This window comes from Streptomyces sp. NPDC012827 (genome assembly GCF_042900905.1).
GTDB classification, from domain to species: domain Bacteria; phylum Actinomycetota; class Actinomycetes; order Streptomycetales; family Streptomycetaceae; genus Streptomyces; species Streptomyces gulbargensis.
In genome coordinates this window covers 1-26,433 of sequence record NZ_JBIBBY010000006.1, presented here as the reverse complement: position 1 = coordinate 26,433, position 26,433 = coordinate 1, and the positions used below count along the sequence as shown (strand labels likewise).

The following is a 26,433-nucleotide window of genomic DNA, read 5'->3' as shown; positions in this document are numbered from 1 at the left end:
GTCCGGCCGCCCGAACCCGGTCATCGAACCCGCGCGCCCTCGTCCGGGCCCCGGCACCGGGCCGGCCGCGCCGGGTCACCCGGGCCCGCGCGCACCGGCGCCCGGCGCCGGGGCCGGCGCACGCCCGCGCGGGTGGGCGGCACGCCGTCACGTCCCGCCCATGGCCTCCTCGTACACCAGCCGGTCCACGACCTCCACGACGCCGTCCACCGACTCGCACAGCCGGACCAGGATCGGTCCCAGGGCCGGGCGCGCCAGGGTGCCGCTCAGGGTCACCCGGCCCTCGTCCACGTCGATGTGCACGGCGGCGGGGGAGAGGCGCAGGATGCGGACGACGACGTCCTCCCGGATCTCCTCCTGGATCGAGCGGTCCCGCCGCAGGAACAGCTGGAGGAGGTCGCTCCGGCTGAGGACGCCGATGAGCCGGCCGTCCGCGTCGACCACGGGCAGTCGCTTCACCCGGTGCCGTTCCATCAGCCGGGCCGCCTCGACGGCCGTCCAGGAGGGCCGGGCGGTGACGACGGGGCTGGTCATCATGGCCTCCGCCGTGCTGGGACCGTCCTTGGCGGTGTGCCGGCGCAGCAGGTCGGCCTCGGAGACCACGCCGACGGGCCGGTTCTCCTCGTCCACGACCGGCACCGCGGTGATCCCGTACTCGTCGAGGAGCCGCGCGATCTCCTTGAACGGGGTCCCGCGCTGCACCGCCACGGCGGTCGGCGTCATCAGGTCCGCGACACTGCGGTGCCTCATCGTCCGTTCCGTCCCTTCTGGGTTCCGGACCCCATGATCCCGCACGGCGGCCGGTCCGGAGGTATGGGGGCGGTAAGGCGTGGCCGGACGAGGACTTGTGGGCTTGTCATGGACATGCCTACTCTCCGGTACGTCGCCGTCGCGAGAGGGAAGAAGGACCCCCATGCCCGATCCCCGCACGCCCGCCCACCTCCACCCCGGCCGGCCCCGCCGCGCCTCCCGCGTCCGCCGGGCCGGCGGCCTGCTCGCCGCCGCCCTCGCCCTCCTCGCCGCCTCCGGCGGCACCGGGGCCGCCACCCCCGCACCCGCCCCGGCCGCCCTGCGCGAGGTGATGTTCGTCGGCAACAACTGGGACGGCACCGCCGACGTCATCGCCGCCCGCGGCGACTTCCACCGGATCGGCCGCGTGAACGTCATCCCCGACAAGGAGGAGCGGCTCCGCGAGATCTACCTCGACCCCGTCAAGCTCGCCTTCTTCCTCGGCGTCCGCCACGGGCCCGGCGAGGGCCACGACCAGTTCGTGGACGACATGTACGCGACCCCCGACGGCGGCTCCATGGTCGTCTCCCGCCCCAGCTTCGCCGACGTCGTCTCCCTCGACCTGCGCACCGGCCGCGTCAACTGGCGCTTCCCCGTCGCCGGTCACCGCTCCGACCACATGGCCGTCTCGCCCGACGGCACCCGCGTCGCCGTCTCCGCCTCGACCGCCAACACCGTCCACGTCCTCGACATCGAGACCGGACGCCAGGTCGGCTCCTTCGCCACCGGTGACAAGCCGCACGAGAACGTCTTCACCTCCGACGGGCTGCTCTGGAACATGTCCATCGGTGAGGTCACCACCGCTCTGGACGCCCCCTGGCTCGACTGGACCAAGGGCGACCGGCGCATCACCGTCGTGGACGCGCGCACCTTCGAGACGGTCCGGGTCATCGACATGCGCTCCCGTCTCGACGCCTTCGGACGCTCGGACCTCTCCGACGCCGTCCGGCCGGTGGCCTTCACCCCGGACGAGCAGAAGCTCTACTTCCAGGTCTCCTTCCTGGGCGGCTTCCTGGAGTACGACCTCGCCACCGACCGGATCACCCGCCTGAAGAACCTCCCCGGCGGCCCGGCGACCGACCCCGACCGCACCACCTGGGTCAACGACTCGCGCCACCACGGCCTCTCCATCAGCCCCGACGGCAGCAAGCTCTGTGTCGCCGGGACCATGGACGACTACGCCACCGTCGTCGACCGCGCCACCCTCCAGGAGGGCCCGCTCGTCCCCGCCGCCAAGCCCTACTGGGCCACCGTCAGTGGCGACGGCCGGTCCTGCGTGATCTCCGAGAGCGGCTCCGACCGGGTCTCCGCCATCGACTTCGCCACGGGCCGGCGCGTGGCCACGGTCGAGGTCGGCGACCACCCCCAGCGGGTGCGCCTCGCGCGTGTGCCGGCCGACTGGACCGGCCCCTCGGCCGGCTGAGCCGGCCGCACGGTTCCGCGCGGCCGGGGCCGGCCGGACTCCCCGGAGTCCGGCCGGCCCCCTCCACCGCGCCGTCACGACCTGCGTACGGTCACCTCGTGCAGCGAGTAGCCCCAGTCGGTGGCGCGCCGCACGCCCTGGATCCGGACGTACCGGGCCGGCTGCGAGGCGAACTCCGCCGTGTCGTACCCGCCGTCGCCCGCCTCCGTCGACCAGGCCGTCCGCCAGGTACCGCCGTCCTCCGACAGCTCGATCCGGTACGCGCGCGCGTGCGCCCGCTCCCAGTCGAGCGTGACCTTGCCGACCCGGTGCACCGCGCCGAGGTCCACCCGCAGCCACTGGTCGTCCGACCACTCGCTGGCCCAGCGGGTGCCGGTGTCGCCGTCGACGGCCAGGCCCGGCGCGAAGCCGGTGAACGGGTTCCACCACTGCGTGGTGCTCGCCGTCACCGGCCGGCCGGCGGCCAGGTCGAGGCCGGGCTCGTGGTCCTCCGTCGCCTTCCACGTCCGCAGGTACGACTCCGCGCCGAGCGCCAGCTCGTCCACGACCGCCCGGCCGCCGTCGGTGAGCCGGATCTGCTCGATCCAGTCCGGTACGAGACCGTTGTGCGCCGCCCCGTCCGTGTTGAGGTCCCAGGTCCGCTCACCGGTGACCTGCCGGTCCAGGACCGAACCGCCGTCGACGCTGCGGAAGGGGTACGTCACCGCGTTCGGGGCGCCCGCGCCGACCGGGCCCGGCCAGCCGCCGACCCCGTTCATGTCCGTGCCGTAGCCGAAGCCGACCCCGTACCTCCGGCGCAGCTCCGCCTTCTGCGCGGCCTCCCCGACGAACCCCTGGGCACCGTGCATGTACGAGGCGGCGAAGCCGCCGAGACGGTAGAGCCGCTCCGTCCAGTCCAGGTCCATCCAGCTGTGGCTGGACAGGACCCCGGGGTACTCCTCGGCCTCCAGGATGTCCAGCGCCCGCCCCGCGGCCTTGACGCTCATGTGGTCCAGCTCCAGCATCATGCCGCGGTCGATCATGCCCCTGAGGGCGTACTCGCCGAGCCGCGTCAGACCGCGGGTGTTGCACCGGGCGTCGGCGGCGTACGCGGGGACGCTCACACCGGGCGGCAGCTTCGCCGCCATCGCCGGGGGCGCGGTCAGACCGATCGGGTTGTCCTGCTGCGGGCCGGAGCACTTCTCCGTGGCCCAGAAGGTGCCCGTGGACAGGAACTGCCCGATGTTGACCGCCACTCCGGTCGTTCCGCTGTCGAAACGGACCCCGCAGAGCGCGTTGTCGAACTTGTGGCAGAGGAACATGCTGCGCACGCCGAGCGCGTGCAGCTCGTCCAGCCCACGGTCGATGTCCGCCCGGTCGCACTGCGCCACGTCGAGGACCTGCTTGCAGCCGAACGGCTCCGAGGTCTCCACCCCCAGGACGACCGCCAGCTTGCCCTGCTCCACCACCGAGCGTGCCTGCGCGGCGTCCGTGACGATCCGGAACCAGCCCTTGCCGGGGCCGCCGTACATCCGGTCGACGTACTCCTGCATCTCGTAGGTCCTGCGGGCCTGCAGCCGGATCGACTCCATCTCGTCACAGCCGCGGTCCCGGGGCAGCAGCGAGCAGATCAGGCCGTTGGTCACCAGGTCGTTGACGAGGACCCGCTGCCCGCCGCGCCAGGCGCGCTCGACCCACGCGTAGTAGTTCTGCTGGTGGCTCAGGGAGTCGTGCGCGGGCCAGTCCGCGAAGGTCGGCCAGCCGACGGGGTCGTGGTGGCCGTCACCACCCGTCAGATTCTCGAAGATGGCGCCCGAGCCGTCCGGGTAGTGCTCCGGACAGTCCTTCAGGGCGTCGGCGACACCCGCGTCGGAGAACGGCTTGCCGCAGATCATGCGGCCGCCGAACCCCTCGTTGGACATGAGGTGGTTGTGCGCGTCGACGAAGCCGCGCACCCTGCCCTGCGCGTCGGTGCCCCGGAACGGCGCGCCCGTCACGTTCACGCCGGAGTCCGGCGCGGGGCGGGAGGCGGGCTCCCACCAGGCGGTGCCCGCGTCGGCGGCGGGGACGGGGGCGGAGCCGAACAGGACGGCCGCGAGAGCCAGGAGGAGGGGGACGAGAACGTATCCGCGTGCTCTGTGTGTCGTGAGTCGCGTCATGAGCTGCGATGCCTCCGGTCGGTGGGGGTGTACCGGGCGCCCCGAGGATCGCGGTGCGGGTGGAACGAGTCAAGAGTCCGGGACGGACGACCTGCTGAAGACCGCGCCCGGATCCCGGGCGCCCGGATGCGCACGCGGTGCCCGGCCGTCCGGCCCGGCGACCCGGCCGAGCGGCACGCCCCGGCGGCTCACCTCCCGGCGGGAGACCCGCCTCAGCCCTCGATGAGCCGCACGAGCTGATCGGCCGTCAGTTCCAGCAGTTCCTCGGCCGCCCGCTCGTCGCCCAGGACCAGGAACTGCAGCGTCAGCCCGTCGATCGACGCCGCCAGGCAGCGCGCGATCACCCCCACCGGCACCCGCGGCTCCACCCCGACGACCGCCGTCACCTGCTCGACCAGCGACGCCGCCGAGACCACGTACCGCTCGTACTGGGCCCGCGCCAGATCCTCGAACCCGGGCTCGCGCAAGGCGTACTGGGTCAGGTCGTAGGTCAGCATGTGCTCGCCCGGACGGGCCGTCACGTCGTCCCAGTACGTCCGCAGCGCGCCCCGCACGGTCTCGCGCAGCGTGGCCCTCGGCTCGACCGCCGCCATCACCCGCGTCACGTACGAGCCCGTGATCGTCTCGATCGCGGCCTCCAGGAGTGCCTGCTTGGAGTCGAAGCAGTAGTGGAAGACGCTGAGCGAGACCCCCGCCTCGGCGCAGATCGACCGCGTGGTCGTCCGGGCGACCCCGTCCCGGGCCATCGCCCTGATCGCCGCCTCGACCAGCTGCCTGCGTCGTTCGGCCGACGGCATCCGCGCCATGGTTCGTTCCTCCTCGGGTCCGGCGCCGTCAGGGTAGCCGGGGGCCGGAGCGGCCCCACGGGCGGTACGGGCGGTACGGGCGCGGGCGGCGGGGCCGGTCCCGGGTGGCGTTCCCGGCCCGACGGCGGGTCAGGCCCCGGCGCGCCCGGTCTCGGGCGGCAGATCCAGCACCTCGCGCAGGGCGGCCACCGCGTGGGCGCGGTGTTCGTCCAGCCACCGGACCGCCGCCTCCTCGTCACCGTTGACCAGCGCGGAGATCACGGCCCGGTGCTCGCGCACCGCCTGCTTCCGGTGCGGCGGTTCGGCGTAGTACAGCGAGCGGTAAGCGTCGGTCGCGTCCCACAGGGTGGCGATGAGCCGCACGAGGCGCGGCATCCCGGAGGCCTCGATCAGGGTGAAGTGGAAGCGCCGGTTCGCGGCGGCCATCGCGGTCACGTCACCGGCCCCGGCCGCCGCCTCCACCTCCCGCTGGATCCGTTCGAGCGCGGCGATCGTCCCGTCGGGCATCCGGACGGCGGCCTTGCGGACGGCCTCCGTCTCCAGGAGCTGCCGGATGCGGTAGATCTCCTCCAGGTCAGCCAGGGACAGCTCGGCGACGAAGTAGCCGCGGTGTATGCGGTGGACGACGAGGCCCTCGGCCTCCAGCGCCTTCAGCGCCTCGCGCAGGGGGACCCGGCTCACGTCGAGGCGCGCGGCGAGCGCGTCCTGCCGGATCGGCGCGCCGGGGCGGAGCTCCCCGCTGGTGATGGCGCGCCGCAGCTCCTCCAGCACGAACTGCTGGGCCGTCGGGGGCCGCCGCCTCTCCACCGCGCCGCTCATCGTCTCCGACCTTTCCGTTCCGTCGCTCCCCGGCCCGCGGGCCACCGCCGCCGGTCCGGACCATCTTCCTACGGGTCAGCCGGTGCGCGGCGGCCGTCCCAGCTCGGCGAGGACCGCCCCGGTGTGCTCGCCGAGGCGCGGCGGGGCGGCCCGGTAGGACGGCGGGGTCGCACCGAACCGGATCGGATGGGCCACCTGGCCCGGGCCGGCCGCGGACGGCGGAACGTGGGCGTCGAGCCCCAGCCGGTCGGCGAGCGCGAACGCGGCGGCGAGGTCGTTGATCGGCCCGCACGGCACCCCGGCGGCCGTCAGCTCCTCGCACCACGCGTCGGCCGTCCGCGTCCCGAGCGGCCCCGCCAGCGCCGCCACCAGTTCCTCCCGGTGCGCCACCCTGGCCGTGTTGGTCGCGAACCGCTCGTCCCCGGCCAGCTCCGGCCGGCCGAGCCGCTCGCACAGTGCCCGGAACTGCCGGTCCGTGCCGACCGCCAGGACCAGCGGCCGGTCCCGGGCCTCGAACACCTCGTACGGGGCGATGCTCGGGTGCCGGTTGCCCAGGGCGCGCGGCACGACGCCGGCGCCCAGGTACGCGGCGGCCTGGTTGGTCAGCGCCGAGAGCAGCGAACCGAGCAGGGACACCTCCACACGCTGGCCCTCACCCGTCCGCTCGCGGTGGCGCAGGGCCGCCAGGATCCCGAGCCCCGCGTGCAGACCGGTGACGACGTCCACGAGCGCGACCCCCGCCTTCGTACCGGGACCGCCCGGTTCACCGGTGACGCTCATCAGGCCGCCCATGGCCTGCACCAGCAGGTCGTAGCCCGGCAGCCGGGCGCCCTCGGCGGTGCCGAAGCCGGTCACCGAGCAGTAGACGAGCCCCGGATTGGTCCTGCGGACCTCCTCGTGGCCGAGGCCGAGCCGCTCCATCGTGCCGGGGCGGAAGTTCTCCACCAGGACGTCCGCGCGGTCCACGATCGCCCGCGCCGCCGCCAGGTCCTCCGGGTCCGTCAGATCGAGCGACACCGAGCGCTTGTTCCGGTTGACCCCGAGGAAGTACGTGGCCTCGCCGTCCGCGAACGGCGGTCCCCACGCGCGCGTGTCGTCGCCCGAACCGGGACGCTCGATCTTGATCACGTCCGCGCCGAGATCGGCCAGGAGCATCGTCATGTACGGCCCGGCGAGAACCCTCCCGAAATCGGCGACGACGATTCCGGACAGCGCGCCGGCGGTCGGGTCCGGCGGGTCTGCGGGGGCCATGGTGTCTCCTTCGCCGACGGTCAGGGGGAAGATCGGATCCCGTCGGACGCTAGGGCCGGCTTGGCGGATTTTCAATACTGGATCCAAAATCCGATCTCCCGCTACGCTTCCGCTCGCCGCGTTGCACCCTCACACCGTCGCCGCCAGGAGGCCGCCTGTGAACTCGCCGAAGTCACCGAAGCCGTCGCCGTCCGCGCCCGTCCACCCCTTCGACCTGCTCGCCGTCGACGGACTGCTCACCGACGAGGAACGCGAGATCCGCGCCACCGTGCGCGCCGTCGCCGACCGCGAACTGCGCCCCCACGTCGCCGAATGGTTCGAGAAGGGCGAGATCCCGGCCCGCGAACTCGCCCGCGCCCTCGGGGGCGTCGGCGTCCTCGGCATGCACCTGGAGGGCTACGGCTGCGCGGGCACCAACTCCGTCGCGTACGGCCTGGCCTGCCTGGAGCTGGAGGCCGTCGACTCCGGCCTGCGCTCCCTGGTCTCCGTCCAGGGCTCCCTCGCCATGTACGCCATCTGGAAGTACGGCTCCGAGGAGCAGAAGCAGCGGTGGCTGCCGCGGATGGCGGCCGGCGAGTACATCGGCTGTTTCGGCCTGACCGAGCCCGACGCGGGCTCCGACCCCGGCGCCATGCGGACCACCGCCAAGCGCGACGGTTCCGACTGGGTGCTCAACGGCACCAAGATGTGGATCACCAACGGCTCGGTGGCCGATGTCGCCGTCGTCTGGGCCCGCACCGAGGACGGCGTCCGCGGCTTCCTCGTCCCGGCCGGCACCCCCGGCTTCAGCGCCCCCGAGATCCGCATGAAGCTGTCGCTGCGGGCGAGCGTCACCAGCGAACTGGTCCTGGACGGCGTCCGCCTGCCGGCCGACGCCGTGCTCCCCGGCGCCCGTGGCCTCTCCGGTCCGCTCGGCTGCCTCAACGAGGCCCGGTTCGGCATCGTCTTCGGTGCCCTCGGCGCCGCCCGCGACTGTCTGGAGACGGCGATCTCCTACGCCCGCGACCGGGTCGTCTTCGCCCGCTCGCTCGCCTCCTACCAGCTCACCCAGCAGAAGCTCGCCGACATGTCCGTCGAGCTCGGCAAGGGCATGCTCCTCGCCCTCCACCTCGGCCGCCTCAAGGACGCCGGAACCCTGACCCCCGAGCAGGTCAGCGTCGGCAAGCTCAACAACGTGCGCGAGGCCATCGCCGTCGCCCGCGAGTGCCGCACCATCCTCGGCGCGAACGGCATCACCCTGGAGTACCCGGTGCTCCGGCACGCCAACAACCTGGAGTCGGTCCTCACCTACGAGGGCACCAGCGAGGTCCACTCCCTCGTCATCGGCAAGGCGCTCACCGGCGAACAGGCCTTCCGCTGACGCGCGGCGGTCCGCCGGCGCCGGGGGGGGGGGGCCCCCCCCCCCCCCCCCCCCCCCCCGGGCGGCGGCCCCCCCCCCCCCCCCCCCCGCGCCCCCCCCCCCCCCCCCCCCCCCCCCCCCCGGGGGGGGGCCCCCCGGGGGCGGGGGGGGCGGCCCCCCCGCCCCCCCCCCACGGCACGGTGCGGCCTCAGACGGCCGTGACCCGGGCCAGGAAGGCGTCGAGGTTGCCCATCGTGCGGGCCACCCGCTCCTCGATCGACAGCGTCTCGTCGTGGCGCTTGCCCCCGCGCAGCCTCGGCTGCCGCTTGCCCCGGATGTACAGCGAGCAGGCGAGGTCGGCGCAGACGTAGATGCCGACCGTGTTCCCCTCCCGCCCCCGGCCGCCGGCCAGCGGCGCGGCGAGCAGGGCGACCCCGGAGGAGGCGTGCGCGGTCAGGCACACCTGGCACAGGCTCGTCTTCACGGCACTGGTCCGCCCCACGGCCGGGACGCGCAGGGTCACGCCCAGTGGGCCGTCCTCACGGGGGACCACCAGGTGCGCCCGCAGCGGCGCGCCGGGGTCGACCCAGCCGAGGAAGTCCAGGTCCTGCCAGGGGAGTTCGGCGAAGTCCAGCGGCAGCTTGAGCCGCGCGGCCTCGCCCTTCGTGCAGTTCACGAAGGACGAACGGATCTGTTTGTCGGTCAATGGTTCCACTCGTTGGACCGTACACGGACCTGCCGGAGGCGGCATCCGAATAACCGGACGCGCGCCCCACCCGCCCCGGCCGCCTCACGCCACCCAGTCCGGCAGGGCCGGGTCCGCGAAGCGCCCCGGCGCCCCGTCGAGCGCCGCCGCGAGCCGCTCGGCGGCCGGCTCGTACACCTCCTCGGCCAGCGTGTACGGGATCCGCAGCCGGTGCTCGTGCGTCCCCGGGTCCACGCCGAACCGCGCCCCGCCCTCCACCCGCACCCCGTGGCGGAGCGCGCGGGCGGACAGCGCGGAGGCGACCGGCCGCCCCAGGTCGATCCAGAGGCACATCCCGCCCGGCGGCACCGTCCACCGCCACTCGGGCACGTGCCGCGCCAGAGCGGCGGTCAGAGCCTCACGCCGCCGCCGGAGTTCCGCGATCCGCTCCGGCAGGATCGTGCCGAGCCGGTCCATCAGAGCCACCGCCACCAGCTGATCCAGCACCGAACCGGCCAGATCGGCGGTGATCCGCACCCGGGCCAGCTCGGTCACCACGCCGGCCGCCGCCCGTACCCAGCCGACCCGCAGCCCGCCCCAGCAGCTCTTGCTCAGGGAACCGACGGAGACGATCTGCTCCCCGTCGCCCCCGCCGACGCCCGAGGCGAACGGCCGGGGCGCGGGCACGTCCAGTGCCATGTCGGTGAGCGTCTCGTCCACGACGAGCCACGTCCGCGTGGCGCGCGCCGCCCGGGCCACCTCCCGCCGCTGCTCCTGAGGCATCAGCCGCCCGGTCGGATTGTGGAAGTCCGGGATCAGGTACGCGAGCCGCGGCGCGGTCTGCCGCAGCGCCGCCTCGACCAGCCCGGTGTCCCAGCCGTGCTCGGTCACCGGCACCGGCGTGACCCGCAGGCCCCGGCCGCGCATCGCGTCGAGCGCGTTGGCGTACGAGGGGTTCTCGGCCAGCACCCGGTCGCCCGGCCGCCCGAGGAGGGCCAGCACCAGCGAGAGGGCCTGCTGGGCGCCGGTGGTCACGAGGATCTGCTCCGGCCGGGTGGGCAGACCGCGCGCCGTGTACCGCTCGGCGACGGCGGCGCGCAGCGCCGGCAGGCCGTACGGGTGATAGCCCTGGGTCCTGGCGTAGCGGGGGAGCTCGGCGGTGGCGGCCGCGAGCGCGGCGGCCAGTTCGGCGGCGGGCGCCTCCGGGGCGGCGAGGGCCAGGTCGATGGTGGCCGTGCCCTCGCCGTGGAAGGAGCCGAGCGACGTCGGGGCCTGCCCCTCGGGCAGGGCGGTCCACGTGCCGGCGCCCCGGCGGCTGTGCGCGTACCCGCTCTCCCGCAGCAGGTCGTACGCCCCCGTCACCGTCGTCCGGCTCACCGCGAGCACCCCGGCGAGCTCCCGCTCGGCGGGCAGCCGCAGGCGGAGTGCCACCCGGCCGTCGAGGAGCGCCTCGCGGACCGCCCGCGCGAGCTCGCGGTAGCCGAACCGGCCCTCGGGGGGCGGGGTCAGGAGGGACGCGAGCTGGCGGCCCGTCAGCGTCCGGTCCGCGGTGTGGACCACTCGGGCCTCTGCCATGCCAATCACTCCTCATTGGCTCTGCTGTCCGGGCCAATAAGGCTACAGACTCCTGTCCAGTGGCCTGGTGGCCGCCCACCGGCGGCCCGCGTACGGCGCGTTCGACGCGCCGGCGGAGGGCCGACAGCGAAGGAGACCGCGATGACCGCCCACTTCACCGACCGCGACGAGCGCCTGTGGCAGCGACGCGCCGAGGAGCGCCCGGCCCGACCTTGGGCGGTACGCGCCTGGGTCCGCCGTCTGCGGGCCACGGCCGCCACGGGCCGCCGCCCGACCGGCACCGCCGCCGTGCGCCCGGCCCGCCCGCACGTGTGGGAGCCGCTGTGACCCCGGCCGGGTCGTCGTCGGGGTGAGCGGCTCACTCGCCTCCCTGGCCGCCCGGTCTCGGCGCGGCGGCGCGCCCGGGGCTCACGGCGTGCCCGCGGACCCGTCCGGTGCGGCGCGGGGTCCTGGCCCGGGCGGCCTGCCCCGTCCTCCTCGTTCCCGGCCCCGCCCTGCGCCCCACCCCGGCGCCCGGTCCCGTACCCCCGTCCCGGTTCCGTCCGGTGCGGGGGTACGGGCCGCCGCCCCGGGTGACGGGCCTCGGCGGCCGGGGTTCACACCAGGCGGCCGGCGGGCCCCGGCGCCGGGGGTGAGTCGGTCGTGGACTCCGCCGGGGATTCGGTCGACGGCGCCGTCGACGGGACCACGGCCGGCGCCGACCGGTCCGTCGTGTCCCCCGGTGAGTCGGTGACCGGGCCGGACGGCGGGGACGCGGGACCGTCCGACGCTGGGTCGGAGGGTGGGTCGGAGGGCGGATCCGACGGCGGATCGGAGGGCGGTGAGGACGGAGGCGAGGACGGCGGGTCCGGGGACGTCGGCGTCGACGTCGACGGGGAATCGGTCGCGGGCGACGACGGGGAGTCCGTCCCCGGGGACGTGGGCGGCGTGGACACCGAGGGTGTCGGCCGGGGCGGCGGGGGCGTCGGCCGGTCGCGCTCCCCGGTGTCCCCCTGCTTGCGGGCGAACCAGCCCTCGTCGACAGGGTCGTACACGACGAAGACCTTGACCACGGTGGTCGCCGGCGCCACCACCACGACCTGCGAGGAGTTGAAGCCCTGCCACGGCGTGCCCATCGTGCGCGGGGCCCGCTGGGCCACCGGGTCCGTCAGCGGATTGCCGCAGGCGCAGCGCACCCTGGGCATCCCGCGGCCGTCCACGAGCACCGCCGTGCCGGTCTGGAGGATCGCCTGGTACGAGGTGGCGGCGCCGTCCCGGAAGCCGTGGTTCGTCACCCGGGTGTCCACGCGCAGGTTCAGCGGAGTGAGGGACCGCAGGTACGACGGGACGTCGTCCGGCCGGATGCCGAGGACCTTGGCGAAGGCCGTGTTCTTGGCGGGTTCGTCGGCCAGGAACCGGATCTGCCGCTCCACGTCGCAGCTCGCCACGGACCGCGTTCCGCCGTACAGGCCGGGCGCCGCACCCGACACCCGCGGGGTGCCCGCCTCGGCCGAGGCCGTACGGGGCGGCAGCGAGGCCGGCGCGGAGGAGGCGCCGTCCGTGCGGGCGGTGGAGGGGGTGAACGGATCCGGGCCGGTCGCCGCGGCGTTCTGCAGGAAGACCTCACCCCCGCCGGACCGGGCGGTGTCACCCGAACCGTCCGGCCTGTTGGTGAGCACCACGGCGAGCGCGGCGACGGCGACCAGGACGGCGGTCACCGAGGCGACCTTCGGGACGGAGCGCCACCAGGGGCCGCCGCCCTTGCCGCCGTCGGCCGGGGAACTGCCCGACGGTCCGCCCGGCGGCGGGCCGCCGTCCGGGGGGCCGCCACCGCCCGGACCGCTCCGGCCGCCACCGCCGCTCGGTGGTCCGGGCGGCGGGGGTGGACCGGCGGAACCGGTGGAACCCGGGCGGGCGCCGGGACCGGAGAGGGGGCCGGAGGGCGGGCCTGCGGGCGGCCCCGACGGGGGGCCGGACGGCGGGTGGGAAGTCACGTTTTTCCCTTTCTTCCGTTCCGCGCCCATTGTGTGCGCGGAACGGACGCCCCCCGCAAGCGGAGCGCCCCCACCCGGCACGCGTCAGGTGAGGGGAGACCGCCGCCCGTCACCGGTCGGACGCGGCCCGGCGGCGCGCGGACCCCACCGGTACTAGCGTGGGCGGCGTGCGCAAGCGGCTCCCCACCCCCACGCCCCGGCCGACGTCCGCGACGACCGGAGGCCACCTCGTCCGCATGGCCGCGCAGGCCCTCGCGGCCGTGGCCGCCGGACTCCTCGCCATGGCGGTCACCGCGGCGCTCGGCCTCCGGGCCGCCGGCGCCGCCGACCTGCCCGGCGGGTTCCCCGCCGTCCTCGCCGCGGTCGTCGTCATGGCCGCCGGCGGCGCCGTCGAACTCTCCGGCGACGCCGGCGCCCTGGCCGGAACCCGCGCCGAACTCACCGCCATGCCCCTCACCGTCACCCTCGTCGGCGCGCTCGTCACCGGCGCCCTCTTCCTGCGGCCCCTGCGCCACCACGCCGTGACACCCGTCCGTGAACTCCTCGTCCGCGCCGCCTGCACCGTCGTCCTGTGGCTGCTCGCCCTCACCGGCCTCACCGCCCTCGCCCGCCACGACTTCCGCCTCACGCTCCCCGGCGGCCCCGAGGACAGCCCCCTCGCCGACCTCTTCGGCGAACTCCTGGACGCCGCGAACCCCACCGTCGGCTTCCGCGCCGACCTCGGCCCGACCCTCTTCCACGGACTCCTGTGGATCCTCGGCGTCCTCCTGCTCGCCCTCCTGGTCTCCCGCGCCGCCCCCCTGCCCGCCCGCCTCCTGCGCCATCAGGAGGCCGTGCGGCCCGCGGCCTCCGCGATGCTCCTGCTGCTCCTCGCGTACGTCCTCCTGGGCCTCGTCGTCGGCCTGGTCGTCGCCGCCACCCGGGGCCACGCCGCCCAGACGTTCGCCGTCCTCCTGCTCGGCCTGCCCAACATCACCTGGCTCGCGCTCGGCGTGGGCATCGGCGGCGCCTGGGAGGGGAAGGCCGAGGGGCCGTTCGGCCTGCCCATGCCCCAGGTCCTCGACGCCGTCCTCCGCTCCGGCGGCGACGGGCGGAACGGCCTGTCCACGGTCGACCTGTCCTCGCTCGCCGCGCAGGACGGCCGCGCCTGGTGGCTCCTGCCCGTCGCCGCCGTGCTGCTCCTCGCCGCCGCGTTCGTGGCGGCCGTCCGCTCGCCCGCCCGCGTACGGCTCTGGCAGCACGCCCTGCACCTCGGCGTCGCCTTCGCCCTGACCCTCCTGGTCACCGCGCCGCTCACCCTCGTGGAAGCCCGCTTCGGCCTCTCGATCCTCGGCATCGGCGAACTCGACTCCCTCGGGGGCGAGGTCCTGCTGCGCCCCCACGTCTGGCGGACCGTCGGGCTCGCCCTGCTCTGGGGCCTCGTCGAGGGCCTGCTCGGCGGCCTCCTCGCCTCCCGCGTGCGCCGCAAGGGTGAAGTCCCCGCCACCGCCTCCTGACCCCGCCCCCGCATCGAGTCCCCCTACACCTCGCGGAAGACCGGCCGCGCCCACGCGGGCGGCGCTGGCGGCGGGCCCACCGGTCCCCCCGAGGAGCCGGAACCACTCCGTCCCGGCCCCCACCGCGTCGCGCCGGCGCCCGACAGCAGGGCGGCCCGCAGCTCCGCGACGAACTCCAGGCAGGTCCCGTACCGCTCCTCGGGCGTCTTCGCGAGCGCCCGCGCGAACACCGCGTCGGCCGCGCCCGCGAGACCCGGCCGCAACTCGGAGAGCGGCGGCGGCGGATCGTACTGCTGCGCCCACAGCACCGCCCAGTCGGTGTCCCGCCGGAACGGCGGCGCCCCCGCCAGCGTCTCGAAGACCACGCACGCCAGCCCGTACACGTCGCACCGGCCGTCGACCGGTTTCCCCGAGATCTGCTCCGGCGCCACGTAGTCGAGCGTGCCCACGAACTCGCCCACCGTCGTGAACCCGGTCAGCGACAGCGACTTCTTCGTCAGCCCGAAGTCGGTCAGGTACACGTGCTCCGGGTGGTCGCCGTCCGTGCCTTCCGCCACCAGGATGTTGCCCGGCTTCACGTCCCGGTGGACCAGGTCGTGCGCGTGCGCCGCGTCCAGCGCCGACGCCACCTGCGCCGCGATCCGGCCCGCCTTCGCCGGCGGCAGCGGCCCCTCGCGGCCGAGCAGCGCCGCCAGGTCCTGCCCGGCCACGTACCGCATCGCGATGTACAGGACCCCTTCCGTCTCCCCGGCGTCGAAGACCGGCACGATGTGCGGGTGGTCGATGGAGGCCGCGACCCGCGACTCGTGCGCGAACCTCTTCCGGAAGGTGTCGTTGCGGGCCAGCTCGGGCGCGAGCAGTTTCAGCGCCACCGTCCGGTCGAGCCGGAGGTCGTGCGCCCGGTAGACGACCGCCATGCCGCCGCGCCCGATCTCGCCCTCCACCCGGTAGCCCGCCACCTCCCGGCCGAGCAGCCCGGAGGGCCGGCCCGCCGGAAGCTCCGCCTCCCGGTCGCCGCCCGTCACGGACCCTCACCCGCCGGGTCGGACGGCCGGTGCACGACCTGTGTGGGCGGGGGCGCCACCGCCCCGCCCAGCCCGGGCACCACCCGCGTCGGCTCGTGGCCGGCCGCCCCCGTGTCCCGTTCGCCGGGACGGCCCTCCGCCGCCTCGCCGTCCTCGTCGCCGTCCGGGACCGGCGCCCGCCGAGGGGCCGCCGACACCGCGTACGTACGGAGACCGGAGCCGTCGCAGTACACCCAGCGCTCGTGCTCGGCGTCGTACAGCCACACCGACTCGCCGTCCACGACCATCCCCACCCGCAGCCCGCGCGTGCGCCGCCGGAACGTCTCGCCGTCCAGGCGGCCCGCCGCCAGCTCCTCCGCCGCCCGCCGGTAGCGGCCGAGCGCGTCCTCGGCGCGGGCGATCAGCGGCCGGGGATCGGCGGTCCGCGCCGCCGCCCGGCCGGCCGCCGGCGGATCGGCGGGCACCGCGACGAGCAGCCGGGCGTCCACCCAGGCCGTCCAGCCGTTCGAGCACACCACCCGCCCCCAGTCACCGCTGCGCTCCACCAGCTCCACCGGCAGGAACGCGTCGAGCGGCACCGTCGGCAGCGCCGGATCCGGCGCCTCCCAGGCGGCGAGCCCGTCCCGGGGCACGACGTGGCTCGGCCGGAAGTCCGGCAGGAGGTCGGGTACGGGAACGCTCACGGGACCACCTTCCTACCGGCGCCGCATGACGACCGGTTCGTGCCGCCGCAGCAGCCGGGCCACCAGCAGCCCGAGGACGAGACAGAGCACCGCCAGGACGCCCATGTCGAACAGCCAGGCCTCCGCCGTGTGGCGCATGAGCGGGTCGGACGTCTTCTCGCCCGGCACGGTCCTGCCGATGTCGACGGTCGCGCCCATCGCCGCGAACGCCCAGCGGGACGGCACCAGCCAGGCCAGCTGCTCCAGGCCGGGTGTGCCGCGCACGGTGAGGAGGGCGCCGCAGAACACGACCTGCACGATGGCGAGGAGGACGAGCAGCGGCATCGTCACCTCCTCCTTGCGCACGAGAGCCGAGACGAGCAGGCCCAGCATCATCGCGGTGAAGGCGAGGAACGCGACCGCGAGCGTGATCTCCACGAGCGGGGGCAGCAGGACCCCCTTCCCGCCGGGGACGTTCAGGGGCACGCCGACCAGGGCGACCAGGGTGAGCACGACCGCCTGGACGACGGTGACCGCGCCGAGGACGACCACCTTGGAGGCGAGGTAGGCGGAGCGGGAGAGGCCGACGGCTCTCTCGCGCCGGTAGATCGTGCGTTCCTTGACCAGCTCGCGGACGGCGTTCGCGGCGCCCGTGAGGACACCGCCCACACAGAGGATGAGCAGGACGTTCAGGGTCGACTCGGGGTTGAGCCGGCCCTCCGACAGGGCGCGGGCCATCGCCCCCATCACGAACGGCAGCGCGATCATGATGGCGAGGAAGGTCCGGTCGGCGGCGAGCGCCGCCGCGTACCGGCGGACGAGGGTGCGGAGCTGGGAACCCCAGCTCTGCGCCTTCGGCGGCGGCGCCGGCTCCCCGGCCGCCGGAAGCCCCGCCCCGGACCCGGCTCCCGCGCCCCGCGCGGGCAGGGGCACGTCCGCGCGGGCCGTGGCCTCGGCGATGTAGCGCCGGTGGACGGGGGAGGAGCGGTACGTCCCCGCCCAGTCGCGTCCCCGGTCGTTCTCGAAGGCCTCGAAGGCCTCCGGCCACTGGGTGAACCCGAAGAAGCCGAGCGCCTCGCCGGGCGGCCCGTAGTAGGCGACCCGGCCGCCCGGCGCGAGCACGAGCAGACGGTCGCACACGTCCAGGCTCAGCACGCTGTGGGTCACCACGACGACGGTGCGTCCGTCGTCGGCGAGGCCGCGCAGCATGTGCATCACGGAGCGGTCCATTCCCGGGTCGAGACCGGAGGTGGGCTCGTCCAGGAACAGCAGGGAGGGTTTCGTGAGCAGTTCGAGGGCGACGCTCACGCGCTTGCGCTGGCCGCCCGAGAGGCTGTGGATGGGCTGGCCGGCGCGTTCGGTGAGGCCCAGCTCCCGGATCACCTCGTCCACGCGGTCGCGCCGCTCGGCGGGTGCGGTGTCCTCCGGGAAGCGGAGTTCGGCCGCGTATCCGAGGGCCCGGCGCACGCTCAGCTGGAGGTGCAGGATGTCGTCCTGCGGGACGAGCCCGATGCGCTGCCGCAGCTCGGCGTAGTCCCGGTACAGGTCGCGGCCGTCGTACAGGACCGTGCCCCGGTCGGCGGGGCGCTGTCCGGTCAGGGCGTTGAGGAGCGTGGACTTGCCGGCGCCGGACGGGCCGACGACCGCCAGCAGGCACTTCTCGCCCACCGGGAACGACACCTCGTCGAGCAGGGTCTTGCGGCCGTGGTCGACGGTGACGGAGAGCGCCTGCACGTCGAGGGAGACCTCGCCGCTGTCGGTGAACTCGACGAGCTGCCCGCCGATCAGGCAGAACGCGCAGTGGCCGATGCCGACGATGTCGTCGGGGGTGACCCGGGCGTCCGCGACCGGCCGCCCGTTGAGGAAGGTGCCGTTGTGACTGCCGAGGTCGTGGATCCCGTACGTGCCGTCGGGGTGGGCGCGCAGCTCGGCGTGGTGACGGGAGACGACGAGATCGGCGACGACCACGTCGTTGTCGGGCGAGCGGCCGATGCGGACGCTGTGGGCCGGGAGCGGCCGGACGGAGGTCGGCTGCCGGAAGGTGCCGGTCGCGGCGGGATGCGCGACGGAGGGCGGCCGGTACGCCTCCGGCCCGGGCGCGGGGGCCTGCGGTGCGTGGGACGCCGGTACGGGGCCGGGCGCGGGGTCCGCGAAGGGCGCGGCGGCGGGTGCCCCGGGGGTCGGGGGCACCGGGGGTTCGGGGGCCGGCGGCACCGGAGGCGGGGGCGGCGGGGGTTCGGGAGCCGGCGGTACCGGCGGCGGGGTGGGCTCCCGGGCGCCCACGGGCTCCGGACCGGGCTCCGGCTCCGGAGGCGGAGCGGGATCGGCGAGGACCGCCAGGGGGCCGTCGTCCGGGTGCCCGAACCGCACGGCCGTCCCGGGCCCGACCGCCCATGGCGCGTCCAGACGCCGCCCGTCCGCGTAGGTGCCGTTCGTACTGCCCTCGTCGGTCAGGGTCCACCGGCCCCCCGCGGCGCGGAGCACCGCGTGGTGCCAGGACGCCCGCGCGTCCGAGAGCACGATGTCACTGGTGGGGTCGCGCCCGATGCGATAGACGCGGCTCGGGTTCATCAGCGTCGCGTCCCCGTCGATCTCGAGGACCAGGGCGGGTGCGGCGGGCGCGCCGGGCCGCTGTCCCATGAGGGAAATCCTATCCGCCGCAGCCGATCCGCGCCCGGCCTGGAGGCGCGGGTAAGGTGGGCGCCTCCGGCGCGGGGAGGCGGCGGAGGCCGCGCGGGAGCGGCCCGGACACGGGAGGGGACCACGATGCCGAAGGGAGTCACCGGCCGGCGCCCCCGGACGCGTGCGGCCCTCCTGAAGGCCGCCCTGGAGACCTTCGCCGAGCACGGCTTCCACGCCACGACGATCGAGCAGGTCTGCGAGCGCGCCGGCTACACCCGGGGCGCGTACTACTCGAACTTCGCCAGCAAGGAGGAGCTCTTCCTCGCCCTCTTCGACGAGCACGGCGAGCGGATCGTCCGGCGGCTCGCCGAGGCGATCGACGCGCTCGGTCCCGAGGAGCACACGGTCGCGCGGATCGCCGAACTCGCCGCCCGGGTCGAGCCGGAGGAACGCGACTGGTACCTCGTCAGCACCGAGTTCACCCTGCACGCCGTCCGCGACCCCCAGGCCGCCTGGGTCCTCGCCCGCCACGACGAGCGGCTGCGCGCCGAGATCGCCCGCGGCCTCGCCCTGGTCCTGCGCCGCGCCGGACGCGCGCTCACCGTGGACGCCGACCGGTTCGCCCGCCTGATCGTCGCCCTGCGCGAGGGCGGTCTCGCCCAGAGCTACGTGGAACCGGACGCCCTTCCCCCCGGCAGCCTGGAGCGGGAGTTCCTGCCCGCGCTCCTGGAGGCCTCGACCAGGGACCTGCCGGACGGGTCCGCGCGGGAACCGGACGAGCGCTGACCGGCGGCGGCGGGGCCCGGCTCCGGGGCGGGTCCGGCCTTGCGGCGCGCCGGGGCACCTGACTACCGTCGGCTCCGGACGCGGGTGGCAAGCGCTTTCCCGCCCCGCTCGCCCCGCCCCTCTGCCCCGCCCAGGACCGGAGAACGCCGCGTGCCCCTGCCCCCCGCCGACGTCCTGATCTTCACCCGCACCGCCGGTTACCGTCACGACTCGATCCCGCACGGGGCCGCCGCCCTCACCGAACTGGCGGCCGGGCTCGGCCTCACGGCCGACGTCACCGAGGACCCGGCGGCCTTCCGCCCCGACGGGCTCGCCCACCGCGCCGCCGTCGTCCTGCTCTCCACCACCGGCACCGTCCTCTCCGACGAGGGCCGCACCGCCTTCGAGGCCTACCTGCGCGCCGGGGGCGCCCTCCTCGCCGTCCACGCGGCGGCCAACGCCGAACCGGACTGGCCCTTCTACGGCGCACTCCTCGGCACCCGTTTCGCCGGCCACCCGGAGATCCAGCCCGGGCGCGTCCTCGTGGAAGCCCCCGCCCACCCGGCCACCGTCCCGCTCCCGGCCGCCTGGACCTGGACCGACGAGTGGTACGACTTCACCTCCGATCCCCGGTCCAGCGGCGTCCGCGTCCTCGCCCGCGCGGACGAGTCCGCCTACCGGGGCGGCACCCACGGCGCCGACCACCCGCTCGTCTGGTCGCGGCGGATCGACCGGGGCCGCTTCCTCTTCACGGCGCTCGGACACGCCCCGGAGGCGTACCACGACCCCGCCTTCCGCGCCCACCTGTCGGGCGCCCTCGCCTGGCTGACCGGAGCCGCGCCGGAAGCCGAGGCCCCACCGCCCCCGCCGGTCGCGGGCTGAGCACCGGGTCACCCCACCGCACCGCCCCTGTTGCGTACGGGCCTCCGGCGCGGGAGGTTGCCGGTGGGGGCACGCGGGGGCGAGGGCGGAAGGAGAACAGGTCATGGGCATCGCCACCGTCAACCCCGCGACCGGCGAGACGCTGCGCACCTACGAGGCCCACGGGCCCGACGAGGTGGAGCGGCGCGTCGCCGCCGCGCACGAGGCGTTCCGCCAGTACCGCACCACCTCGTTCGCGGAGCGCGCCCGGCTGCTGCGCGCCGCGGCGGCACTCCTCGACGAGGACACCGAGGACATCGCCCGCACCATGACGGTCGAGATGGGCAAGCCGATCGTCGCCGCCCGCGCCGAGGCCGCCAAATGCGCCAAGGCCATGCGCTGGTACGCCCAGCACGCCGAGGCGCTGCTCGCCGACGAGCACCCGGGCGAGCACGACGTGCAGGACTCGGGCGCCGACCGGGCCCGCGTCCACTACCGTCCGCTCGGGCCGATCCTCGCCGTCATGCCGTGGAACTTCCCGCTCTGGCAGGTGATCCGGTTCGCCGCGCCCGCGCTCATGGCCGGCAACACCGGCCTGCTCAAGCACGCGTCCAACGTGCCGAGGACCGCGCTCTACCTCGGTGACCTCTTCCGCCGCGCCGGATATCCCGACGGCTGCTTCCAGACGCTGCTCATCGGCTCCCGTGAGGTGGAGGGGGTGCTGCGGGACCCGAGGGTCGTGGCGGCCACCCTCACCGGCAGCGAACCGGCCGGCCGGGCCGTCGCCGCCGTCGCCGGCGAGGAGATCAAGAAGACCGTCCTGGAACTCGGCGGCAGCGACCCGTACATCGTCATGCCCTCCGCCGACGTCGTACGGGCCGTCAAGACCGCCGTCACCGCCCGCGTCCAGAACAACGGCCAGTCCTGCATCGCCGCCAAGCGGTTCATCGTCCATCAGGACGTCTACGACGACTTCGTGGAGCGCTTCACGGCCGCGATGAACGCCCTCACCGTCGGCGACCCGCTCGACGAGGCGACCGACGTCGGCCCGCTCGCCACCGAGCGCGGCCGGGCCGACCTGGAGGAGCTCGTCGACGACGCCGTACGGCGCGGTGCCACCGCCCTGTGCGGCGGGCGGCGCCCCGACGAGCCCGCCCTGCGGGACGGCTGGTACTACCGGCCGACCGTCCTCACCGGCATCACGCCGGAGATGCGGATCCACCACGAGGAGGCCTTCGGCCCGGTCGCCACCGTCTACGCCGTCCGGGACGCCGACGAGGCCGTGGCCGTCGCCAACGACTCGCCCTTCGGGCTGAGTTCCAACGTCTGGACCCGCAAGGACGAGGAGATCACCCTCTTCGTCCGCGACCTGGAGGCGGGCGGCGTCTTCGTCAACGGCATGACCGCCTCCCACCCTGCGCTGCCCTTCGGCGGGATCAAGCGCTCGGGGTACGGCCGCGAACTCGCGGGCCACGGCATCCGCGAGTTCTGCAACGCGACCACGGTCTGGCAGCGCGCCTGACCCGGGAGCCCGGCGCCCACCACCGTCCCCGCGGCCTGCGGAGGGTCCTCTCAGCCCCGGGTCCAGTCGAGGAGCCGGTCGGCCCGCCAGGTGGTGATCACGCGCTCGGCGGGCACACCGCACTCCTCCGCGCGGGCGCAGCCGAGGATCTGCCACGCCAGCTGGCCAGGCGCGTGGGCGTCGGTGTCCACGGCGAAGTGCACCCCCGCCTCCACGGCGAGCCGCAGCAGCCGGCGCGGCGGATCCAGCCGCTCCGGGCGGCTGTTGATCTCCACCGCCGTCCCCGATTCGGCACAGGCCGCGAAGACCCGCTCCGCGTCGAACTCCGACTCGGGGCGCAGCCGTCCGCCGGCCACCAGCCGCCCCGTGCAGTGGCCGAGCACGTCGAGCAGCGGATTGCGCACCGCGCGCTCCATCCGGCGGGTCATCGACCGCGCGTCCATCCGCAGCTTCGAGTGCACCGAACCGACCACCACGTCCAGCCGGTCGAGCAGCTCCGGCTCCTGGTCGAGGGAGCCGTCGTCCAGGATGTCGACCTCGATGCCGGTGAGCAGCCGGAACGGCGCCCACTCCTCGTTCAGCCTCTCGACGACGTCCAGTTGCTCCCGCAGCCGGTCCGGCGAAAGGCCCCGGGCCACCGTCAGCCGCGGCGAATGATCGGTGAGCACCGCCCACTCGTGCCCGAGGCCCGCCGCCGTACGCCCCATCGCCTCGATCGTCGCCCCACCGTCCGACCAGTCCGAATGCAGGTGACAGTCCCCGCGCTGCGCCGCCCGCAGCGTCTCGCCGGTCTCCGGCCGCTCACCGGTGCCCAGCGACTCCTCCAACTCTGCCTCCAGCCGCGCCAGATACTCCGGCACGCGGCCCTCCAGCGCCTCGCGCACCACCGCCGCCGTCTTCGGGCCGATGCCCTTCACCGACTCCAGCGTGCCCGCCCGCGCGCGCCGCGCGGCCTCTCCCTCCGGCAGGACGGCGAGCGCCGCCGCGGCCGTACGGAAGGCGCGCGCCCGGTAACCCGGCGCGCCACCGCGCTCCAGCAGGAACGCGATCCGGTTCAGAGCGGCCACGGGGTCCACGGCGGCTCACTCCCGTCCCGGTACGGACACGTCGGCCACCACCGCCGCGGGCGGCCCGATCTCGCACCAGACGGCCTTGCCCTCGCCGCGCGGCTCGACCCCCCAGCGGGAGGCCAGCGCGTCCAGCAGCATCAGGCCCCGCCCGGAGGTCGCCGCCTCGCCCGGGGTACGCCGCCGGGGCCACGCGCTCGACCGGTCCTGCACCGACAGGCGGACCCGCCGCACCGGCTCGGGCAGCACCTCCAGGGTGAGGACCGCGCCCCCCTCGGTGTGCAGCAGCACGTTCACCAACAGCTCCCCGGTCAACAGCTCGGCGTCGTCGGCCAGTTCCGGCATCCCCCAGTCGCGCAGCGCCTGACCGACCGCCGACCGCGCGTCGGAGAGCCCCGCGGGGTCGGCCTGATGGATGTACTGGTGGATGCGCGGGGCCCGCGGAGTGCCCGGGTCCGGGCTGCGCCGCAGCACCAGCAGGGCCACGTCGTCGCCCGCGCCCCACCGCTCCCACAGCCGGTCCGAGAGGTGGTCGGCGAGCGCCTCGGCCTGCGGCGGCCCGCTGCTCATGGCCTCCGACAGGGCGGCGAGCCCCGCCGCGATGTCCGTACCCGGCTGCTCGACGAGCCCGTCCGTACAGAGCACCAGGGTCTCCCCGGGCACGAGGTCGAGCCGGGTCTCCGGGAACTCCTCGTCCCCGAAGTACGTCGCGAGGCCGAGCGGCAGCCCGCCCCGCAGCTTGGGCTGCCCCACGCGGCCGTCCGTGTGGCGGATCAGCGGGCCCAGGTGCCCCGCCCGCACCGCCCGTACGGTCCCGCTCGCCAGATCCACCTGGGCGTAGGTGCAGGTCGCGAAGCGGTTGGTGTCCAGCTCCGCGAGGAACCGGGAGGCCCGCGCCAGCACCGTCGACGGGGCGTGCCCCTCGCCCGCGTACGCCCGCAGCGCGATCCGCAGCTGGCCCATGATGGCGGCGGCGTGCGTGTCGTGCCCCTGCACGTCACCGACGACGATCCCGACGCGGCTGCGGGGCAGCGAGATGACGTCGTACCAGTCGCCGCCGACCTGCCGTCCGCTCCACGCGGCGTGGTACCGCACGGCGATCTCGCCGCCCGTGATCTCCGGGATGCGGCGCGGCAGCATCGTCTCCTGAAGGCCCGTGGCGAGCTCCCGCTCCTCGTCGAAGAGGATCGCCCGCTGGAGCGACTGGGCGACGATCGCCGCGAGCCCGAGGGCGAGGATCCGCTCGTCGGCGGTGAACTCGCTGCGCCCCCGGTAGAACAGGGCCATGCCCCCCAGCGAGCGGGCCTGCGCCACCAGCGGCAGATAGCAGGCGGAGCGGAACTTCAGCCGCTCGATGTACGGGGCCAGTTCCGGGAAGTCCCGCCCGAGGGACGGGAAGGACGACACGAAGCGGGGCCGTCCGCTCAGCACCGTCTCGGCGAGCGGCAGCCCCCGGTCCAGGCGGCGGGTGCGGAAGACGTTCAGGGCGTCGAGCGAATCACCGCTGAGCGCGATCACGTTCAGCGAGCCGTTCTCGACCAGCCCGAGCGCCAGCCCGTCGGCGCCGAGCCGCGCCAGACCCCCCGGACCGGTCAGGGCGGCCGTCACGTCGTCCACGGTCACCGCCCGCGACAGCGCCTGCGTGGTCCGCTCGACGATGCTCGTCTGGTGTTCGCGCCGTCGCTCCAGCTCCTGCACGAAGGCCGAGTGCGTCACCTCGGCGGTGGTGTCCCGGACGATGCCGACGACCCGCCGCGCGCGCCCGTCCGGCGACCGCAGGATCCGGGCCTGCACATGCGTCCAATGGGGTGTCCCGTCCTCCTGCGGGATCGGGAAGTGCGCGGTGTACGAGGAGGAGCCTCCCGTCAGGGCGGTACGCACCACCGCGTCCAGCCGGACCCGCTCCTCCGGCGCCAGCCGGGCGACGAGGGTCACGGGGCGGCCGTCGAAGGCGTCCGGGCCCAGCCCGAAGACCAGCAGCCCGGACTCGTCGACGTCGATGGTGCCCGAGTCGAGATCCCAGTCGAAGCTGCCGGTCCGGTTCATGGCGAGCCACTCGGTGGGCCCGATCTCGCCCCCGTGAGTACGCCGGTCGTCTTCGGTCATCCTCCTCATTGTCGAACCGGCACCCCTCCCACGCCATGGCGATGACACGGCGTGGCGCCGTTCGTGTCGATTCCGTGGCCGGCGGCGGTACGGGAGGGGAGCGGGGGACGGGAGGTGGCCAGGCACGGCGGGGCGCCGCGCCCGTTCCTGCCCGGGAACGCCGCTCACCGCCCCGGGTCGGGGCACCCGGTGCGGACTCCGGCCCCGGGGCAGAATGGGCCGGTGCAGCCCTCCCGCCGCCTCCCGTACCGCGTCCTCGGCCCCGGCCAGGCCCTCCGTGCCGACGGCACGGAGGCCACCCTCAGTGGCGCGCGGCTCCGGGCGCTGCTCGCCGCACTCGCCGCCGCGGGCGGTCGCGCGGTCGGCCCCGGGACGCTCGTCGCGCAGGTGTGGGGCGAGGACGACGACGCCGGGGTCAGGGACCGCGTTCCGGCGCTCCAGGCCCTCGTCGGCCGTCTCCGCCGCGCACTCGGCCACGGCGCCGTCGCCTCCGGGCCCGGCGGTTACCGGCTGGTCGCGGAGCGCGCGGACATCGACCTGCACCGGTTCGAGGATCTCGCCGCCGAAGGGGCGACCGCCCTCGCGGGCGGCGACCCGGAGCGGGCCGCCGCGCTCCTGGACGAGGCCCTCGGTCTCTGGCGGGGCCCCGCCCTCGCCGACCTCCCCGGCCGGGACACCGACCCCCTCGCCGTACGCCTCGACCAGCGGCACACGCAGGCGCGGCGCGACCGGCTCGCCGCCGACCTGGCCCTGGGCCGGGCCGCCGGCGTCCTGGCCCCGCTCGCCGCCCTCTGCGCGGCCCACCCGCTGGACGAACCCCTCCACGCCCTGCGCATCCGGGCCCTGCGCGCCGCCGGACGGCCCGCCGAGGCCCTCGCCGCGTACGAGGAGGCGCGCGCCACCCTCGCGGACCGGCTCGGTACGGACCCCGGCCCCGCACTCCGCGCCCTGCACGGCGAACTCCTCGCGGGCACGCCCGGCCCCGCCGCCGACGAACCCCACGTGACGGCTCCCCGTCCCCTGCCCGCGCGGCTGACCTCCTTCATCGGCCGGGACGGGGAACTCGCCGCGGTCACCGCCCTGTCCCGGGACCACCGCCTGGTCACCCTCACGGGCCCCGGCGGGGTCGGCAAGACCCGGCTCGCGCTGGAGGCCGCCGACACGTGCGAAGGGCCGGTGCACCTCGCCGAGCTCGCCTCCGTCCGCGAGGAGTCCGCCGTCGCCGACGCCGTGCTCACCGCCCTCGGCGGCCGGGAGACACAGCTCTGGAACCGGCCGCCCCTTCCCGAGTCCGGCCCCGAGGGCGGTCTCGCGCGGCTCGTGGAGCACTGCGCCGGGCGCCGGATGCTGCTTCTGCTGGACAACTGCGAGCACGTGGTCGGCGCCGCCGCCGTACTCGTCCAGACCCTCCTGTCCCGGTGTCCGGGGGTGCGGGTGCTGGCGACGAGTCGGGAGCCGTTGGGGGTGCCGGGGGAGGTGGTGCGGCCGGTGGGGCCGTTGGCGCGGGAG

General features: G+C 75.4%; 21 protein-coding genes. 8 read left to right on the top strand and 13 right to left on the bottom strand.

Annotation, left to right across the window (positions count from 1 at the left end; all coding sequences use genetic code 11):
• Nucleotides 1–147: 147 nt before the first annotated feature.
• On the bottom strand, nucleotides 148–750 hold the full coding sequence (locus tag ACFY60_RS14810) for a CBS domain-containing protein (protein ID WP_388615291.1): 603 nt from the start codon (nucleotides 748–750) through the stop codon (nucleotides 148–150).
• A 163-nt stretch (nucleotides 751–913) separates the two neighbouring features.
• Between ACFY60_RS14810 and ACFY60_RS14805 the strand changes: the two genes are divergently transcribed.
• Nucleotides 914–2,212 (top strand): YncE family protein, encoded by a 1,299-nt coding sequence (locus ACFY60_RS14805; protein ID WP_388615289.1) that lies wholly within the window; start codon nucleotides 914–916, stop codon nucleotides 2,210–2,212.
• Between the two features lie 74 nt (nucleotides 2,213–2,286).
• On the opposite strand, the gene ACFY60_RS14800 is transcribed toward ACFY60_RS14805, so the two are convergent.
• The 4 genes from ACFY60_RS14800 to ACFY60_RS14785 all read right to left on the bottom strand — a co-directional run bounded on the left by ACFY60_RS14800 (nucleotide 2,287) and on the right by ACFY60_RS14785 (nucleotide 7,226).
• A complete protein-coding gene (locus ACFY60_RS14800; RefSeq protein ID WP_388615287.1) occupies nucleotides 2,287–4,350 on the bottom strand; it encodes a discoidin domain-containing protein in 2,064 nt (687 codons plus the stop codon).
• A gap of 212 nt (nucleotides 4,351–4,562) precedes the next feature.
• Nucleotides 4,563–5,156 (bottom strand): TetR/AcrR family transcriptional regulator, encoded by a 594-nt coding sequence (locus ACFY60_RS14795; RefSeq protein ID WP_388615285.1) that lies wholly within the window; start codon nucleotides 5,154–5,156, stop codon nucleotides 4,563–4,565.
• Between the two features lie 129 nt (nucleotides 5,157–5,285).
• A complete protein-coding gene (locus ACFY60_RS14790) occupies nucleotides 5,286–5,975 on the bottom strand; it encodes a GntR family transcriptional regulator (RefSeq protein ID WP_388615283.1) in 690 nt (229 codons plus the stop codon).
• Nucleotides 5,976–6,050: 75 nt separating this feature from the next.
• The gene (locus ACFY60_RS14785) at nucleotides 6,051–7,226 is read right to left on the bottom strand and encodes a CaiB/BaiF CoA transferase family protein (RefSeq protein ID WP_388615280.1); all 1,176 of its coding nucleotides are present in this window, start codon (nucleotides 7,224–7,226) and stop codon (nucleotides 6,051–6,053) included.
• 157 nt (nucleotides 7,227–7,383) lie between these two features.
• On the opposite strand from ACFY60_RS14785, the gene ACFY60_RS14780 reads away from it, so the two are divergent.
• On the top strand, nucleotides 7,384–8,586 hold the full coding sequence (locus ACFY60_RS14780) for an acyl-CoA dehydrogenase family protein (protein ID WP_388615277.1): 1,203 nt from the start codon (nucleotides 7,384–7,386) through the stop codon (nucleotides 8,584–8,586).
• A gap of 187 nt (nucleotides 8,587–8,773) precedes the next feature.
• Here the strand turns inward: ACFY60_RS14780 and ACFY60_RS14775 are convergent, their stop codons facing one another.
• Together ACFY60_RS14775 and ACFY60_RS14770 are read right to left on the bottom strand one after the other, a co-directional pair.
• Entirely contained in the window at nucleotides 8,774–9,280 is a 507-nt protein-coding gene (locus ACFY60_RS14775; RefSeq protein WP_388615275.1) for an FBP domain-containing protein, read from the bottom strand.
• A 75-nt stretch (nucleotides 9,281–9,355) separates the two neighbouring features.
• On the bottom strand, nucleotides 9,356–10,825 hold the full coding sequence (locus tag ACFY60_RS14770; RefSeq protein ID WP_388615272.1) for a PLP-dependent aminotransferase family protein: 1,470 nt from the start codon (nucleotides 10,823–10,825) through the stop codon (nucleotides 9,356–9,358).
• Nucleotides 10,826–10,966: 141 nt separating this feature from the next.
• Between ACFY60_RS14770 and ACFY60_RS14765 the strand changes: the two genes are divergently transcribed.
• On the top strand, nucleotides 10,967–11,152 hold the full coding sequence (locus tag ACFY60_RS14765) for a hypothetical protein (protein WP_388615271.1): 186 nt from the start codon (nucleotides 10,967–10,969) through the stop codon (nucleotides 11,150–11,152).
• 269 nt (nucleotides 11,153–11,421) lie between these two features.
• Here ACFY60_RS14765 and ACFY60_RS14760 read toward each other — a convergent pair whose 3' ends face one another.
• Nucleotides 11,422–12,828 (bottom strand): DUF6777 domain-containing protein, encoded by a 1,407-nt coding sequence (locus ACFY60_RS14760; protein ID WP_388615268.1) that lies wholly within the window; start codon nucleotides 12,826–12,828, stop codon nucleotides 11,422–11,424.
• 206 nt (nucleotides 12,829–13,034) lie between these two features.
• Between ACFY60_RS14760 and ACFY60_RS14755 the strand changes: the two genes are divergently transcribed.
• On the top strand, nucleotides 13,035–14,294 hold the full coding sequence (locus tag ACFY60_RS14755; protein WP_388615674.1) for a streptophobe family protein: 1,260 nt from the start codon (nucleotides 13,035–13,037) through the stop codon (nucleotides 14,292–14,294).
• A gap of 23 nt (nucleotides 14,295–14,317) precedes the next feature.
• On the opposite strand, the gene ACFY60_RS14750 is transcribed toward ACFY60_RS14755, so the two are convergent.
• From ACFY60_RS14750 to ACFY60_RS14740, 3 genes are read right to left on the bottom strand one after another with little or no spacing between them, the layout of a single operon-like run.
• A complete protein-coding gene (locus ACFY60_RS14750; RefSeq protein ID WP_388615266.1) occupies nucleotides 14,318–15,319 on the bottom strand; it encodes a serine/threonine-protein kinase in 1,002 nt (333 codons plus the stop codon).
• The gene (locus tag ACFY60_RS14745; protein ID WP_388615263.1) at nucleotides 15,316–16,002 is read right to left on the bottom strand and encodes a hypothetical protein; all 687 of its coding nucleotides are present in this window, start codon (nucleotides 16,000–16,002) and stop codon (nucleotides 15,316–15,318) included. The genes ACFY60_RS14750 and ACFY60_RS14745 overlap by 4 nt, the downstream gene beginning before the upstream one ends.
• Before the next feature lie 12 nt (nucleotides 16,003–16,014).
• Nucleotides 16,015–18,621 (bottom strand): FHA domain-containing protein, encoded by a 2,607-nt coding sequence (locus ACFY60_RS14740; protein ID WP_388615260.1) that lies wholly within the window; start codon nucleotides 18,619–18,621, stop codon nucleotides 16,015–16,017.
• 126 nt (nucleotides 18,622–18,747) lie between these two features.
• Here ACFY60_RS14740 and ACFY60_RS14735 point away from each other — a divergent pair, with 126 nt between their 5' ends.
• The 3 genes from ACFY60_RS14735 (at nucleotide 18,748) to ACFY60_RS14725 (ending at nucleotide 21,751) form a co-directional block, all read left to right on the top strand.
• A complete protein-coding gene (locus ACFY60_RS14735; protein ID WP_388615257.1) occupies nucleotides 18,748–19,389 on the top strand; it encodes a TetR/AcrR family transcriptional regulator in 642 nt (213 codons plus the stop codon).
• Between the two features lie 156 nt (nucleotides 19,390–19,545).
• Nucleotides 19,546–20,250 (top strand): ThuA domain-containing protein, encoded by a 705-nt coding sequence (locus ACFY60_RS14730; RefSeq protein ID WP_388615671.1) that lies wholly within the window; start codon nucleotides 19,546–19,548, stop codon nucleotides 20,248–20,250.
• 103 nt (nucleotides 20,251–20,353) lie between these two features.
• On the top strand, nucleotides 20,354–21,751 hold the full coding sequence (locus tag ACFY60_RS14725) for an NADP-dependent succinic semialdehyde dehydrogenase (protein ID WP_388615254.1): 1,398 nt from the start codon (nucleotides 20,354–20,356) through the stop codon (nucleotides 21,749–21,751).
• Nucleotides 21,752–21,801: 50 nt separating this feature from the next.
• Here the strand turns inward: ACFY60_RS14725 and ACFY60_RS14720 are convergent, their stop codons facing one another.
• The gene (locus ACFY60_RS14720; RefSeq protein ID WP_388615251.1) at nucleotides 21,802–22,827 is read right to left on the bottom strand and encodes a PHP domain-containing protein; all 1,026 of its coding nucleotides are present in this window, start codon (nucleotides 22,825–22,827) and stop codon (nucleotides 21,802–21,804) included.
• Nucleotides 22,828–22,833: 6 nt separating this feature from the next.
• The gene (locus tag ACFY60_RS14715; protein WP_388615248.1) at nucleotides 22,834–24,924 is read right to left on the bottom strand and encodes a SpoIIE family protein phosphatase; all 2,091 of its coding nucleotides are present in this window, start codon (nucleotides 24,922–24,924) and stop codon (nucleotides 22,834–22,836) included.
• 222 nt (nucleotides 24,925–25,146) lie between these two features.
• On the opposite strand from ACFY60_RS14715, the gene ACFY60_RS14710 reads away from it, so the two are divergent.
• Nucleotides 25,147–26,433 (top strand): BTAD domain-containing putative transcriptional regulator (locus ACFY60_RS14710; protein ID WP_388615245.1); only part of this gene is annotated, 1,287 nt, incomplete at its 3' end.